Source organism: Pseudodonghicola xiamenensis DSM 18339 (genome assembly GCF_000429365.1).
Lineage (GTDB): Bacteria > Pseudomonadota > Alphaproteobacteria > Rhodobacterales > Rhodobacteraceae > Pseudodonghicola > Pseudodonghicola xiamenensis.
The window spans coordinates 157,293-171,399 of sequence record NZ_AUBS01000003.1; the positions used below are offsets into that span (position 1 = coordinate 157,293).

The window sequence follows — 14,107 nt, forward strand, 5'->3', positions numbered from 1 at the left end:
CGAAAACTTCAAGCTGACATGGGAGCTGACAGGTGACCGCACTGACTCCGATTTCACGTAAACCCGTCAGCTTCTATGTGCCGGTGGTGGCCGCCGCTGGGGCGTTGGCTGGTCTCTTCATCGGAACCGCGCAGGGCAGCGGCCTGCTGGGTATCCTCATCGGCGGGCTGGTGATCGCCGCGCTGGCCTGGGCGGCGACACAGCTCGTCCCCAGTGAAAAGGCCGCGCGCTGGGGCCTCGCGATCCTCTTCGCCGGCGGTGGTGCCCTGCTGGGAGGTCTGCCCGGCGGAATCGTCGGCGCCGCCTTCGGCTGGTTCTTCGGCTGGTTTTCCTTCTGGCTCTACGAAGGCCGTTATCGCGCTCGCATCGCCCCCTATCTGACCCCGGGGCAAGTGCTGTGGCATTACAGTTTCCGGGTGATCTGCGGCGCCATTCTCATCTTTCTGATCACGCCGATTCTGGTGGTCATGCCGCTCAGCTTCAATGCCGAGAATTTCTTCACCTTCACCCCGGAAATGCTGAGGCTGGATCCGGCGGGGTATTCGCTCAAGCACTACCGCGACTTCTTCACCAACAGCGACTGGCAGCACGCGCTGTGGAATTCGGTCAAGATCGCACCGGCGGCGACGATCCTGTCGGTCAGTTTCGGCACCCTGGCGGCGATTGGGCTCAGTTCGGAACATGTGCCGTTTCGCCGGAGCATCATGGCGATCCTGATCTCGCCGATGATCGTGCCGCTGATCATCTCGGCGGCGGGGATGTATTTCTTCTATTCCCGCATCGGTCTGCAGGGCACTTATATCGGCGTCGTGCTGGCCCATGCGGCGTTGGGTATCCCCTTCGTGATCATCACCGTGACCGCGACGCTGGTGGGGTTCGACCGCTCTTTGACCCGGGCGGCGGCCAATATGGGGGCCGATCCGGTCACCACCTTCTTCCGGGTGCAGATGCCGCTGATCATGCCGGGTGTGATCTCGGGCGGGCTCTTTGCCTTCATCACCTCGTTTGACGAGGTGGTCGTGGTGCTCTTCGTCGGCTCCGCTGGGCAAAAGACGCTGCCCTGGCAGATGTTCACCGGTCTGCGCGAACAGATCAGCCCGACGATCCTGGCGGTGGCAACCATCCTGGTGGGGATCTCCATTGCGTTGCTGGCGACGGTCGAATTGCTGCGCCGGCGGTCAGAGCGGTTGCGGGGCATGTCGCCAAGCTGATCGTGTTTCGGGCCGGCTCAAGGCTGTGGAAACCGGGACAGACGGTGATCGTTGATCGCCTCTGCCCGGTCTTTTTTCTGGCTGAAAATATCCTCGCCGAAGGCCCGCGCCCCGTTAGGGGCGCGTTTCGGGCTCAGCGCATGCGCCTGAGCAGCTCGAGCGAGGGGTAGCCGTCAGGCAACAGCCCGTTGGCGATCTGATAGGCGCGCACCGCCGAGATCGTCAGCGGACCGATCCGGCCATCGACCTTCTGGGTGTCGTAACCGGCATGTGTCAGTCGCTGCTGCAGCTCCATCCGTTCGTCGAAGCTCAGGTTACGGTCGCCGCGCGGCCAGGCGGTGCGGATCGGTCCGGCGCCCTTGAGGCGGTCGGACAGATGCCCGACGCCGATCACATAGGCATCGGCCGCGTTATAGCGTTCGATCACCGCGAAATTGTCGAAGATCATGAAGGCAGCACCGCGGCCACCTGCGGGCAGCAGGATCGCTGCCTTGCCGTAATCGCGCACCGGCGCCCCGTTCAGCCCGACCACGCCCAGACGGGCCCAGTCGGCGGGGGATTTGGTGATCTTGCGTTGTGCCAGCGCATAATCGAAACCGCGCGGCAGCCTGACCTCGACCCCCCAGGGCTGGCCCTTTGTCCAGCCGAAATGCGCCAGATAGGCGGCGGTCGAGGCCAACGCGTCGGTCGGGTCGTCTGACCAGATATCACGCCGCCCATCGCCGGTGAAATCCACCGCATGTTCCAGGAAGGACGAGGGCATGAATTGCGTGTGCCCCATGGCGCCGGCCCAGCTTCCGGTCATCTTGTCGGGGGTGATGTCGCCCGCCTGCAGGATCACCAGTGCGTCGATCAGCTGATCTTCGAAGAAATCGGCGCGCCGCCCCTCATAGGCCAGGGTGGCCAGAGACCGGATCACGTTGTTCTTGCCGCGGAAGGTGCCATAGGCGCTTTCCAGCCCCCAGACCGCCACCACGACCTCCTTGTCGACGCCGTATTTCCGTTCGATTCGGTTGAGTGCGGTGCGGTTCTGCTCCAGTGCGTCCTTGCCGTTGGCGATCCGCACGTCAGAGGCGGCACTGTCGAGATATTCCCAGATCGGTTTGCTGAATTCCGCCTGATTGCGATCGCGGCGGATCACATCCTCGTCCAGCGTCACGCCGCGAAAGGCGCGGTCGAAAGTGGCCGGGCGAATGCCGCGGGCGGCGGCGCGGGATCGGAAACCGGTCAGCCATTGCTGAAAACCGGCGGCCTCCTGCGCACTGGGCATCGGCGGCACTGGGGCACTTGCCAGCCGCTGGGGGCGGATCGTCGGCCGCAACGACGATTGCGGCGGCGTCACCCCGTCCGGGCCGTCATCTTCGGCCTTCACAAAGCTCGCTTGCTCAAACCTGAGCTGGGGCCGCTTTTCCGGAAAGAGAGAATGATCGACTGCCTCTGCCGTGACCGACGTTCCGCCAAACAAGGCGAGCGTCGCGGCTCCAAACCAAACACGCATCTTATTATCCCGCTTTCGAGTGGGTTCTTCTGCTCGAAGCTGAGTATACCGCGAAACAGGCGTTCAAGAAAGTGTCACGACTGGGACCGGCGCCCGGGCGCCGCAGGGGTGGCGCCGGGGCGGTCAGCGTCGCCGCAGCTTGCGTTTCAGCTTGTCGTCTTTCCGCTTGGATTTCACCATCTTGCGCTTTGGTGCCCCCCGGCGTGATGGCGCCGGTCCACGTGGCAGCGGCTTGTCGCCGAGTGACAGCAGTTCGAACTGCAGCCCGCCGGTGACGGCGGTGGCCTCGGTTAGCCGTACCGTGACCTCCTGGCCGAGCGCGATGGTCAGCCCGCTGTCCGATCCCATCAGCGTGCCGGCCTCGGCATCGAAATGAAAGAATTCGCGCCCCAGCGTGCGCACCGGGATCAGCCCGTCGGCGCCGGTCTCCTCCAGTTTCACGAATGCCCCGAAACGGGCGATACCGCTGATCCGGCCGGCGAATTCATTGCCGACCCGTTCCGACAGATAGGCCGCCAGATAGCGGTCCGTGGTGTCGCGTTCTGCCATCATCGAGCGCCGCTCGGTTTCCGAGATATGTTCGGCGGTCTTTTCCAACCGTTCGATCTCGTCAGCTGTCAGCCCATCGTTGCCCCAATGGTGGGCGGCAATCAGCGCTCGGTGGACGATCAGGTCCGCATAGCGCCGGATGGGTGAGGTGAAATGCGCATATTTCGCCAGCGCCAGGCCGAAATGGCCGAAGTTCTCAGGTGAATAATAGGCCTGCGCCATCGACCTGAGGGTCGAGATATTGATCAGCTCGGCCTCGTCGGTGCCGGCGGCCTGGTTCAACAATGCGTTCAGGTGGCGGGTTTGCAGCACCTGCCCCTTGGCCAGGTTGAACCCGGCGCTCTGGGCGGTTTCGCGCAGTGCCTCGAGCTTCTTGGGGTCGGGTTCCTCATGCACCCTGAACAGCAGGGGAGAGCGTTTCTCGGTCAGGGTCTCGGCGGCCGCGACATTGGCGAGGATCATGAATTCCTCGATCAGCCGATGCGCGTCGAGCCGGTCGCGGAAGGCGACCGATTGCACCTTGCCGTCATCACCGAGGATGATGCGGCGTTCGGGCAGGTCCAGATCCAGCGGCTGGCGCAGCTCTCGCGCCTGTTTCAGGGCATGATAGGCGGCGAACAGGGGTTTCAGCACATCATCCAGCAGCGGCCCGGTGCGGTCGTTCGGGGTGCCGTCGATGGCCTCTTGCACCTCGGCATAATTCAGCGAGGCGACCGAGCGCATCAGCCCGCGCAGGAACCGATGGCCGATCTTGTGGCCCTTGGCGTCGATCTGCATCCGCGCCACGAGGCAGGCGCGCGGCACGCCTTCATGCAGTGAACAGAGATCGCCCGACAGCCGGTCAGGCAGCATCGGCACCACCCGGTCGGGGAAATAGCTGGAGTTGCCGCGCTTCCATGCCTCGCGGTCCAACGCGCTGCCAGGGCGGACATAGGCAGCAACATCGGCGATGGCGACCCAGATCACATGGCCGCCGGGATTTTTCGGATCGTCGTCGGCTTGGGCGAAACAGGCGTCGTCATGGTCGCGGGCATCGCTGGGGTCGATGGTGACCAGCGGCAGGTCGCGCAGATCCTCGCGCGCGCTCAGCCCGACCGGCTTGCAGCGGTCGGCCTCTTCGATCACCGCATCGGGAAAGGCGTCGGGGATGCCGTGCTGGTGGATTGCGATCAGCGACACCGCCTTGGGCGCGGTGGGATCGCCCAGCCTGTCGGTGATCCGGGCGCGCGGCAGGCCGATACGGGACTTGGGGCCGGATTGTTCGGCCTCGACCAGTTCACCCTCCTTGGCACCGTGGCGGGCGTCTTCGGGCACCAGCCATTCGCTGCTGCCGGATTTGTCGATCGGCACGATGCGGCCACCCTCTGCCCCCTGGCGGAAGATGCCCAGGATGCGGCGCGGGTTCGATCCGATGCGGCGGATCAGCCGGGCCTCGTAATTGTGATCCTCTTCATGCACCGCGGTTAGCTTGGCAAGGATGCGGTCGCCTTCACCCAGGGCCGGGTCCGAGGCGCGCGGGATCACCAGCACGATGGGTTCCACCCCTTCGCCATGCCATTCCAGCGGCCGGGCGAACAGATCGCCGTCCTGATTGGGCGCCTTGACCTGCAGCACCGTCACCGGCGGCAGCCGGTCGGGATCGCGATAGGTGCGCTTGCGCTTTTCCAGATGTCCCTCACCCTCGAGCTCTTTCAGCACGCGCTTGAGGTCGATCCGGTCCGATCCCTTGATCCCGAATGCCTTGGCGATGTCCCGTTTCGAGGACTGGGTGGGGTGGGCGGAAATCCAGTCGAGGATCTCCTGCTTCGAAGGGATGCGTGTCATGATTTCGGCCTATCACTTCGGCGCTGCGGCGTCATTTGAAATCGGCGGCAGTGTCGATGTCGCGCAGCCGGTCGGTCAGCGCGATACGCAGGCCGGGCAGGGTGGCGATGCTGTCGGCAAGCGCATGCCGGCTGGACCATCGGGCGCCCTTGAAGGTGTCGCGCGGCAGCCGGGCCGGGTGGCGGGCGCCGACCAGCCAGAAGCCGCCATCCGGTGCCGGGCCGAAGACTGCGTCGTGATCGCCAAGCGCGGCAAAGGCGCGGGCGATATGGGCGCGGGTTATGGCGGGGATGTCCGACCCGATCAGGCAGACCGGCCCTTGGCTGGCGCGGCCCTCAGGCCGCTGCAACCCTCGCAGCATCCGCGGCCCCAGATCGCCTGGCCCCTGTGGCTGGCGGGCCAGATCGGCGGTCCAGACCCGCGATCCTATGGCTCGGTCCGGGCTGACCGCCAGAACGATCCGCCAGCGCGGATCGCGCAGCCGGCGGAGCAGGCGTGCAGATTGGTGACGATACCACCAGGCCGCCGGAATCATGCCGATCTGCCGCCCCAGCCGGGTCTTGACCTGCCCCGGGCGCGGTTCCTTCAGCATGATGACCAGGGTCCCCGGCCTCACCCCGCCGCGCGCTCCATCGACCGGTGCGGGATGCCCTCGTCGTCATAGACGGGCCCATAGGCCAAAAACCCCAGCCCCTCGTAGAATCCAAGGACCGGGACCTGGGCGCTGAGCCTGATCTTGTCGATGCTGGGGCCGGCCTCGATGGCGGTAAGGGCGGCGCGCATCAGCGCGGCCCCCAATCCCTTGCCGCGTGCCGACTGGCGCAGGCAGACCCGGCCGATGCGGGCATCGGGCGCCTCGTAAAGGATGCGCAGGGTGCCGATCGGCTCCTCCCCCTCCAGCATCAAAAGATGGGTGGCGAGATCGTCCGCCGCGTCGATCTCGCTTTCCGGGGTGACGCCCTGTTCGTCGACGAATACCTCGAAACGCAGATCGTAACAGGCCTGGCGTTCTGCAGCGGTGCGCGCCTCGACGATTCTCATGCGAAGTAATCCCGCAGGATGCGGGAATAGATCGCCTTGAGTTGATGGATCTGTTCGATCGGTACGCATTCGTCGACCTGATGCATGGTCTTGCCGACCAGCCCGAATTCGACCACCGGGCAATGCGCCTTGATGAACCGCGCGTCCGAGGTGCCGCCCGAAGTGGAAAGCTCCGGCGTCACGCCGGTTTCTGCCTGGACCGCCGTTGCCACCAGATCGCTGAGCGCGCCGGGTTCGGTCAGGAACGCCTCGCCCGAGATCTTGATCTTGATGTCGATCTTCACCCCGAACTCCTCAGCCGCGCGCGCGGCCTCTTCGTTCAGCCAGGCGCTGAGCGTGGCGCCGCTGTGCAGATCGTTGAACCGGATGTTGACGGTGCCGCGGCATTGCGCCGGGATCACGTTGGTGGCCGGATTTCCGGTGTCGATGGTCACCACCGCCAGGGTCGAGGCATCGAAATGATCGGTGCCCTGGTCCAACTCGCGGCTGGCTAGCCGGTCCATCAGTCGCGCCATCGCCGGCAGCGGGTTCCTGGCCCGGTGGGGGTAGGCGGAATGGCCCTGAACCCCGGTTACGGTGAACCAGGCCGACATTGAGCCGCGCCGGCCGATCTTGATCATCTCGCCCATGGTGTTGGGGCAGGTGGGTTCCCCCACCAGACAGACGGCCATCGCCTCGCCTTCCTGGTTCATATAGTCCAGCAGCGCCACGGTGCCGTCCACTGCATCGCCTTCCTCATCCCCGGTGATCGCCAGGATAACGGCGCCCTCGGGCGGGGTGGCGATGACGAAATCCACCGCCGCCGCGGCAAAGGCGGCGACGCCCGATTTCATATCGGTGGCGCCGCGACCATAGAGGATGCCGTCGATCTCTTCGGCCCCGAAGGGCGGGTGGGTCCAGGCGGCAGCATCTCCGACCGGCACCACATCGGTATGACCGTTGAAGCCGAAGGTCCTGGCATGGTCCTTGTCCCCCCAGCGGGCGAAAAGGTTCGCCACCCCGCCGCGATCCACCCGGGCGCAGTCAAAACCGGCATTGCCAAGCAACCGCTCCAGCAGCACCAGCGCGCCGCCCTCCTCCGGGGTGACCGAGGGGCAGCGGATCAGATCGGCGGTCAGGCGGACGGGGTCGATGGGGGACATGGCGGTATATTCCTGTGATTTCGGGCGCCCGCGGTATCGCGTCGGGCTGATCGTTGCCAAATTGCGGCGAAAACGGTCGAAAGCCAAGCCCGCGCCCGGTTGTGAAGGCGCGACATGCGCGTAAACTTGCAGCGCAGTGGGAAACCTCGTAATCAGCGGAAAAAATCCGGGACAAATGAAACATCTCTTCGCTGCTATCCTACTGGCCGCGACGGTTCTGATCCAGTCCGCCGCCGCTGAAACCCTGACTGTGACCACGGTTGACCGACGGCCTTTCTCGATGGTCGAGGACGGCAAGGAGACCGGCTTTTCCATCGAACTTTTCCAGGCTCTGGCGAAATCGCTGGGCTGGGATTTTCAGGTCAAGCGGATGGACACCTTCGCCGACATGCTGACGGAGGTCGAGCAGTACCGGGCTGATCTGGCGATTGCCAATATCTCGATCACTTCGGCGCGTGAGGTGATGATGGATTTCAGTCAGCCGATCTTCGAGGCGGGGCTGCAGATCATGGTGCCTGCCGGCCAGACTACGGGGCCGTCACTGCTCAGGGCACTGTTGTCACGCGATCTGATGCTGGCCATCGGCGCCGCCTTTCTGTTGCTGCTGGCCGGCGGCATGCTGATGTGGCTGTTCGAACGTCGGGCCCAGCCCTATTTCGATCGTCCGGCGAAGGAGGCCTGGTTCCCGTCTTTCTGGTGGGCGTTGAACCTGGTGGTGAACGGCGGCTTTGAGGAGCGGGTTCCGCGCACGGTATTCGGGCGCATCTTCGGGGTGCTGCTGGTGGTGTCGTCATTGTTCATCGTGTCGGTCTTCGTCGCCAAGATCACTGCGGTGATGACCGTGGACGCGATCAGCGGATCGGTGAATTCGGTCAACGATCTTTATGGCAAGCGGGTGGCGACGGTCAGCGGCTCCACTGCCGCGGGGTTCCTCGACCGACGCGAGATCAATTATAACGGCTATTCCGGACTTGATCAGATGCTGCGTGCCTTCGAGGATGGCGTGATTGATGCCGTGGTCTTCGATGCGCCGATCCTGGCCCATTACGCGACCCATGCGGGGCGCGAGTATGCCAGCCTTGCCGGGCCGGTCTTCCTGCGCGAAAACTACGGTATCGCCTTCACCAGCGGCAGCCCGCTGGTCGAAGATGCGAATCAGGCGCTGCTGGCGCTGCGTGAAAACGGCACTTACGAGCAGATTTATCGCAAGTGGTTCGGCGCAATGCGCTGATATCGGCGGCCGGGAGCCAATCCCGGCCCGCTGGCTGAGGTTGCCGCCCTCAGTTCAGCAAGCTGTCGGGCTCTAGCTGATCGTCGCCGAAGAAGGGCACCATCTGCGCCACGATCACCGCGTTTTCCTCAAGTGCCCGCTGCATCAAGGCGCGTTCCTCGGTGTCGATTTCGTGGCCTGCGTCTTCGCGTTCGGCCAGGGTGCCGTAGCCGGTCACATCAAGCGGTGCTGTGTCGGCTTGCTTGAGGATCGCCACGGTTTCACGTACCGCCTCGGCTTCGTCGACACCGGAAGCATAGCACATCAGCGCCGCCCCGGTGGCCCCGTCGGGCAGGCCGTCGCCGGCCTTGCGGCCGATCTGGACCAGCAACGTATAAACCTGCTGGCGTGAACGTTTCGTTTTGTCAGTCATGACGCCTGCCTTATCTTTAGCCGGTGGATCTGGTCAACCGTTGCCTGAGAGTCTCAGGTTTATTCAAAATTTTCCTAAAATACGCGTGGAAGCGCATATTTTTGCCCAATTCCTTGCCCAGAGTATATGCCGGAACGCAACCGACTGCAGGCTGTCACTCTTAACGATTGAGGTATATCATGGTTTCGGCAACCGAGCTTCCTATCGACACGTCCGCATCCGCGATGGATATGGCCGAGGCCATGTTCGGCTCCGGGATCGAGATCAAATCGGCCAGCTATACCGGGTCGAATTCGGCCTCTGGGATTTATTCCGATGGCGATGCGGTCGCACCCAATCTGACGCCATCCGACACGGGGGTCATCCTGTCGACCGGGAAGGCGACAGATATCACCAATAGCTGGGGCAGCGCGAACCAGTCGGATAGGACCACGACCGAGTTCAGGACACCGGGCGATTCCGACCTGTCCCATCTGGCCGGTCAGCAGACCTATGATGCTGCGGTGTTCGAGGCGGAGTTTGTGCCCGACGGCGATACGCTGACCATGCAGGTGGTGTTTTCCTCGGAAGAATATCTGGAATATGTCAATTCCGGGTTCAACGATGCGGTCGGGATTTGGGTCAATGGCGTCAAGGCGGAGCTGACGGTCGGCACCGGCGACATCACCATCGACAACATCAACAACGAAAGCAACTCGAACCTCTATCTCGACAACCCGGTCAGCTCTGACCCCTATAACACCGAGATGGATGGCCTGACCGTGACCCTGACGCTGAAGGCGCCGGTGAACGCGGGCGAGGTCAATAGCATCAAGATCGGTATCGCCGATGCGGGGGATGCGAAATACGATAGTAACCTGCTGATCGCCGGTGATTCGATCCAATGTGCGCTGATCGCGGGCGACGATGTGATTACGGTCGAGGGCGATTCCGGAACCTTCGATCTGCTGGCCAATGACGTCAGCTATACCGGGGCGACGCTGACGATCACCAAGATCAACGGTCAGGACGTCGTGGCCGGCCAGACCATCACCCTGCCCTCGGGCGAGGATGTGACGCTGAATGCCGATGGTACGGTGACCATTCACCCCGATGGCGATGACGAGACCAACACGTTCACCTATGAGGTGACGGATAGCGACGGCAATACCGATACCGCCTTCGTCAAGATGACGACAGTGCCCTGCCTGGTGGCCGGAACCCTGGTGGCGACGCCCGAGGGGCTGGTCGCGGTCGAGGAGCTGCAGCCGGGCGATCTGGTGATGACCCGCGACGACGGCGCGCAGCCGCTACGCTGGGTCGGTCGCGCCACCCGCGCGGCCGAGGGGCGCGACGCGCCGGTGGTGATCGAGGCCGGCACTCTGGGCGAACACGACCAGGTGGAGCTGTCGCAGAACCACCGTGTGCTGCTGCGCTCGGCCCGGGCCGAGCTGTTGTTCGGGGAGAATGAGGTTCTGGTCAAGGCGAAGGATCTGCTGAACGACAAGACCGTGCGCCTGCGTCGTGACGGCTCTGCCGTGACCTATGTGCACCTGTTGTTCGACCGCCATCAGATCATCCGCGGTAACGGGCTGGAAAGCGAAAGCTATCATCCCGGCGACGAGACGCTGGCAAGCTTCGATCCCGATACGAGGGATGAGTTGCTGCGGTTGATGCCGGAGGTCGCCGAACATGGTGCTCAGGCCTATGGTCCGGCGGCTCGGATGTCGCTGAAAGGCTATGAAAGCCGGGCGGTTCTGTCAGACTGACCCGCAACCGGTTCGGGAAACGGAAAAGGGGCGGCCCGCTGGGACCGCCCCTTTCTTGTCTTGCCCGTTACGCCGGATCAGTCGCGCAGCAGCTCGTTCACGCCGGTTTTCGAACGGGTCCGTTCATCGACCCGTTTCACGATCACCGCGCAATAGAGGTTCACGCCGTTCTTCGACGGCATGGTGCCCGCGACGACCACGGAATAGGGCGGCACCTCGCCATAGCTGACGGCACCGGTTTCGCGGTCGACGATCTTGGTCGACTGGCCGAGAAAGACCCCCATGCCCAGAACCGAGCCCTCGCGCACGATCACACCTTCGGCCACTTCGGAGCGGGCACCGATAAAGCAGTTGTCCTCAATGATCACCGGGCCGGCCTGCAGCGGTTCCAGCACGCCGCCGATGCCGGCGCCGCCGGAGATGTGGCAGTTCTTGCCGATCTGCGCACAGGAGCCGATGGTCGCCCAGGTATCGACCATGGTGCCGCTGTCGACATAGGCGCCGAGGTTGACGAAAGAGGGCATCAGCACCGCGCCCGGCGCGATATAGGCCGATTTGCGCACCACGCAGTTCGGCACCGCGCGGAAACCGGCGGCGCCCCATTCATTGTCGCCCCAGCCTTTGAATTTGCTGTCGACCTTGTCCCACCAGCCGCCGCCCTGCGGGCCGCCGTCCTGCATCTCCATGTCCTTGATGCGGAAGCCCAGCAGAACCGCCTTCTTCGCCCATTGGTTGACGTGCCAGTTGCCGTCTTCCTGTTTCTCGGCCACCCGCAGCTTGCCGGCGTCGAGCGCGTTCAGCGTGTCTTCGATGGCTTCGCGGGTCTCTCCGCCGGTCAGGGGGGTGATCTGGTCGCGGGTTTCCCACGCGGCCTCGATGGCGGCTTCCAGTTGGGCGTTGGACATGGGTCTCTCTTCCTGTGCGGTCGTGGCGTCAGACCGGCTATAGACCGGGACGCGCGCGTGGGGCAAGATAACGATGGCTATGGCCGGGAAACGGCGTCTTCAGGCGGCTGAGCAAACGGGCATAGCTGTAGCCCAGATCCGAGGCCTTGGCGACGCGCTCGCCGGTTGACGCATGGACCAGGGCAAGGCCCGCGCCGGCTTCCCGCAGGGCATAGCCCCTGCGATGCAGCCGGTCCTGCAGCTCTTGCCAGTCTCGGGCATTGGCGAAATCCTTGGCGAGGAGCGCCCGTAAGGGGGGCGATGAGCCGCTCATCAGGCTTGTCGGCCTTCTTCGCGCGACTGCGAGGATAGAGATCGCAGCGGATCGCCTCGGCGATCAGGGCATTCACCTCGCCACCTTCCTGCGCGGCAATATGATGCAGCGCCGCCAGCGTGGTGCGGTCGAGCCGCAGGGGAAACGTGATCTTGTCCATGGCGATAGCCTGCGCGAGAGCGGTTAATGCCGGATTAAGTCGTAAGCGGGCTGGTGCTGCGGTAACTCTGGCGCCGGGCCATTGCATCGAACCAGCCCTGCAGCGCAGGATGGCCGGCGAGCATCTCCTTTCCTTCCGCGGTCGCCGCGAAGAAGCCCAACATCGGTGCAAGATGGACATCGGCCAACGTCAGTACCCGACCGGACAGGACCAGCCCTTCTTCCGCGATGTCGTCCAACGCCGAGAGAACCCGCCGTGCACGTTCCAGCCCCTCGGCAATGATCGCCTCGTCCGGGCGCTTCCCGTCCAGTGGTGCGAAAATCCGCTCGCCATAGACCTGGCGGACCAAGGGCCAATAGCCCCATGAATCGGCAATCCCCTCGACCTGGGCCATCCGCGCCAGGCTGCGTGGATCGCCGGGAGTGAAGCACCCGTCTGCATGGGCGGCGTCGAGATAGCGCAGGATCGCTGCGGTTTCGTAGAGCTGCAAGCCCTCCTCCTCCAGAACCGGCACCGCGTGGAACGGATGCGGGGTCGCATCGGTGCCGGCGAAAGGATCAATCTCGACAATCCTGGCCTCAAGCCCGCATTCCGCCAACATCATGCGCACGCTTTGGCAGTAGGAGCTGGGCGGATAGGTGTAGAGCGTCAGCGTTTCGTGCGGGGGGTTGGACATCGGCGGGTCCTCATGCGATCCGGGGGCTGATCCCATGGTCCGGCAAGACGGAGCCGGGCGCAACGCAAGACTGGAGAGGCAGATGGCCAAACAGATCCACAGCATGATCCGTGTGCTCGACGAGGCGCGCTCGGTCGCCTTCTATGACAAGGCCTTCGGGCTGAAGGTCGCCGACCGGCTGGATTTTCCAGATTTCACCCTGGTCTATCTCAGCAATCCGGAAACCGAATTCGAACTGGAACTGACCATCAACAAGGACCGGACCACGCCCTACGACCTGGGCGATGGGTACGGCCATCTGGCGGTTTCGGTCGATGATCTGGAGGCCGAGCACGCCAGGTTCGAGGCCGAAGGCCTGGCGCCGCGCAAGCTGGTGGAATTCGCGCCGGGCGGCGAGGTGATCGCCAAATTCTTCTTTGTCGCCGATCCCGACGGTTATCAGATCGAGGTCCTGCAGCGCGGCGGCCGTTACCTCTGATCCGGATGGGCAGCCCGTCAGGGCTGCCCGCGCATCGCTCTCAGTCCAGGAACTCTGCGGTCGAATAGCCCTGGATATAGAGCAGTGAAGTCAGATCACCGAAATTGACCCGCACGTCGCATTGCGCCGCCACCGTCGGCTTGGCATGCAGCGCCACCCCGGTGCCGGCGCGGCCCAGCATGCCCAGATCGTTGGCGCCATCGCCCACCGCGATCACCTCGGCATCAGAGAGGCCAAGCCGCGCGGTCACCTGTTCCAGCGCTTCGACCTTGGCGGCACGGCCCAAGATTGGCATCTGCACGGTGCCGGCCAGAACCTCGCCCTCGACGATCAGCGTGTTGGCGCGGTTCTCGTCGAAGCCCAGCCAGGCGGCCACTGTGCTGGTGAAGGCGGTGAACCCGCCCGAGACCAGCACCGCATAGGCACCATTCCCGCGCATGGTCGCCAGCAGCGTCTTGCCGCCGGGCATCAGGGTGATCCGTTCCTCAAGCACCTGTTCGATCACTTGCGCCGGCAGCCCTTTCAGCAGCGCGACCCGCTCGATCAGCGCGCCTTCGAAGTCCAGCTCTCCGTTCATCGCGCGGGCGGTGATCGCCTTCACGTGATCGCCGACGCCGGCCATGTCGGCCAGTTCGTCGATGCATTCCTGCTGGATCATGGTCGAATCCATATCGGCCAGCAGCATCTTTTTCTTTCGCCCCTCGGTGGGTTGCACCACCAGATCGACGGTTATCTTCTGCAGGTCGTTCCAGACGTCCCAGCGGTTTTCCGGCATTGCGGGCAGGGAGAATTCCGCGGCGCGACCGGGGGCCAGCCAGGCGATCTCGCCGCCGCCCCAGGCGTTGCGCAGGGACGAGACGAGGGCCGGGTCCATTTCCGGCCCGGCGGGAGAGGTCATGAGGGTGGCGACAAACATCGG

Annotated in this window: 14 protein-coding genes; 4 read left to right on the top strand and 10 right to left on the bottom strand. The window is 64.1% G+C overall.

Annotated features, from left to right (window positions below; genetic code table 11):
- The first annotated feature begins 32 nt into the window (after positions 1-32).
- The gene (locus G455_RS0105820) at positions 33-1,211 is read left to right on the top strand and encodes an ABC transporter permease (protein ID WP_028092834.1); all 1,179 of its coding nucleotides are present in this window, start codon (positions 33-35) and stop codon (positions 1,209-1,211) included.
- A gap of 133 nt (positions 1,212-1,344) precedes the next feature.
- Here G455_RS0105820 and G455_RS0105825 read toward each other — a convergent pair whose 3' ends face one another.
- From G455_RS0105825 to dapE, 5 genes are all read right to left on the bottom strand, one after another.
- Positions 1,345-2,709, bottom strand: a complete 1,365-nt coding sequence (locus G455_RS0105825) for a lytic murein transglycosylase (RefSeq protein ID WP_028092835.1) — start codon at positions 2,707-2,709, stop codon at positions 1,345-1,347.
- 123 nt (positions 2,710-2,832) lie between these two features.
- The gene (gene rnr, locus G455_RS0105830) at positions 2,833-5,082 is read right to left on the bottom strand and encodes a ribonuclease R (protein ID WP_028092836.1); all 2,250 of its coding nucleotides are present in this window, start codon (positions 5,080-5,082) and stop codon (positions 2,833-2,835) included.
- Positions 5,083-5,113: 31 nt separating this feature from the next.
- A complete protein-coding gene (locus G455_RS0105835; RefSeq protein ID WP_035366223.1) occupies positions 5,114-5,674 on the bottom strand; it encodes a TIGR04282 family arsenosugar biosynthesis glycosyltransferase in 561 nt (186 codons plus the stop codon).
- 20 nt (positions 5,675-5,694) lie between these two features.
- Positions 5,695-6,123 carry a GNAT family N-acetyltransferase gene (locus tag G455_RS0105840; RefSeq protein WP_035366224.1) on the bottom strand — a complete coding sequence of 143 codons (429 nt, stop codon included), beginning with the start codon at positions 6,121-6,123 and terminating at the stop codon, positions 5,695-5,697.
- Positions 6,120-7,265 (bottom strand): succinyl-diaminopimelate desuccinylase, encoded by a 1,146-nt coding sequence (gene dapE, locus G455_RS0105845; protein ID WP_028092839.1) that lies wholly within the window; start codon positions 7,263-7,265, stop codon positions 6,120-6,122. The genes G455_RS0105840 and dapE overlap by 4 nt, the downstream gene beginning before the upstream one ends.
- Before the next feature lie 175 nt (positions 7,266-7,440).
- Here dapE and G455_RS0105850 point away from each other — a divergent pair, with 175 nt between their 5' ends.
- Positions 7,441-8,496: a transporter substrate-binding domain-containing protein gene (locus G455_RS0105850; protein ID WP_028092840.1), complete on the top strand. Its 1,056-nt coding sequence runs from the start codon at positions 7,441-7,443 to the stop codon at positions 8,494-8,496.
- A 49-nt stretch (positions 8,497-8,545) separates the two neighbouring features.
- Here the strand turns inward: G455_RS0105850 and G455_RS0105855 are convergent, their stop codons facing one another.
- On the bottom strand, positions 8,546-8,908 hold the full coding sequence (locus tag G455_RS0105855; protein WP_028092841.1) for a hypothetical protein: 363 nt from the start codon (positions 8,906-8,908) through the stop codon (positions 8,546-8,548).
- 179 nt (positions 8,909-9,087) lie between these two features.
- On the opposite strand from G455_RS0105855, the gene G455_RS0105860 reads away from it, so the two are divergent.
- Positions 9,088-10,656 carry a choice-of-anchor L domain-containing protein gene (locus tag G455_RS0105860; protein WP_028092842.1) on the top strand — a complete coding sequence of 523 codons (1,569 nt, stop codon included), beginning with the start codon at positions 9,088-9,090 and terminating at the stop codon, positions 10,654-10,656.
- Positions 10,657-10,733: 77 nt separating this feature from the next.
- Here the strand turns inward: G455_RS0105860 and dapD are convergent, their stop codons facing one another.
- The 3 genes from dapD to G455_RS26355 all read right to left on the bottom strand — a co-directional run bounded on the left by dapD (position 10,734) and on the right by G455_RS26355 (position 12,710).
- Positions 10,734-11,561, bottom strand: coding sequence for a 2,3,4,5-tetrahydropyridine-2,6-dicarboxylate N-succinyltransferase (gene dapD / locus G455_RS0105865; RefSeq protein WP_028092843.1), 828 nt, complete (start codon positions 11,559-11,561; stop codon positions 10,734-10,736).
- A 37-nt stretch (positions 11,562-11,598) separates the two neighbouring features.
- The gene (locus tag G455_RS26350; RefSeq protein WP_051312217.1) at positions 11,599-11,874 is read right to left on the bottom strand and encodes a hypothetical protein; all 276 of its coding nucleotides are present in this window, start codon (positions 11,872-11,874) and stop codon (positions 11,599-11,601) included.
- Between the two features lie 194 nt (positions 11,875-12,068).
- Complete coding sequence (locus tag G455_RS26355) at positions 12,069-12,710, bottom strand: glutathione S-transferase family protein (protein WP_035366227.1); 642 nt, start codon at positions 12,708-12,710, stop codon at positions 12,069-12,071.
- A gap of 82 nt (positions 12,711-12,792) precedes the next feature.
- Between G455_RS26355 and G455_RS0105880 the strand changes: the two genes are divergently transcribed.
- Entirely contained in the window at positions 12,793-13,188 is a 396-nt protein-coding gene (locus G455_RS0105880; protein WP_028092845.1) for a VOC family protein, read from the top strand.
- Positions 13,189-13,228: 40 nt separating this feature from the next.
- Here G455_RS0105880 and serB read toward each other — a convergent pair whose 3' ends face one another.
- A complete protein-coding gene (gene serB, locus G455_RS0105885) occupies positions 13,229-14,104 on the bottom strand; it encodes a phosphoserine phosphatase SerB (RefSeq protein ID WP_028092846.1) in 876 nt (291 codons plus the stop codon).
- Positions 14,105-14,107: the final 3 nt, after the last annotated feature.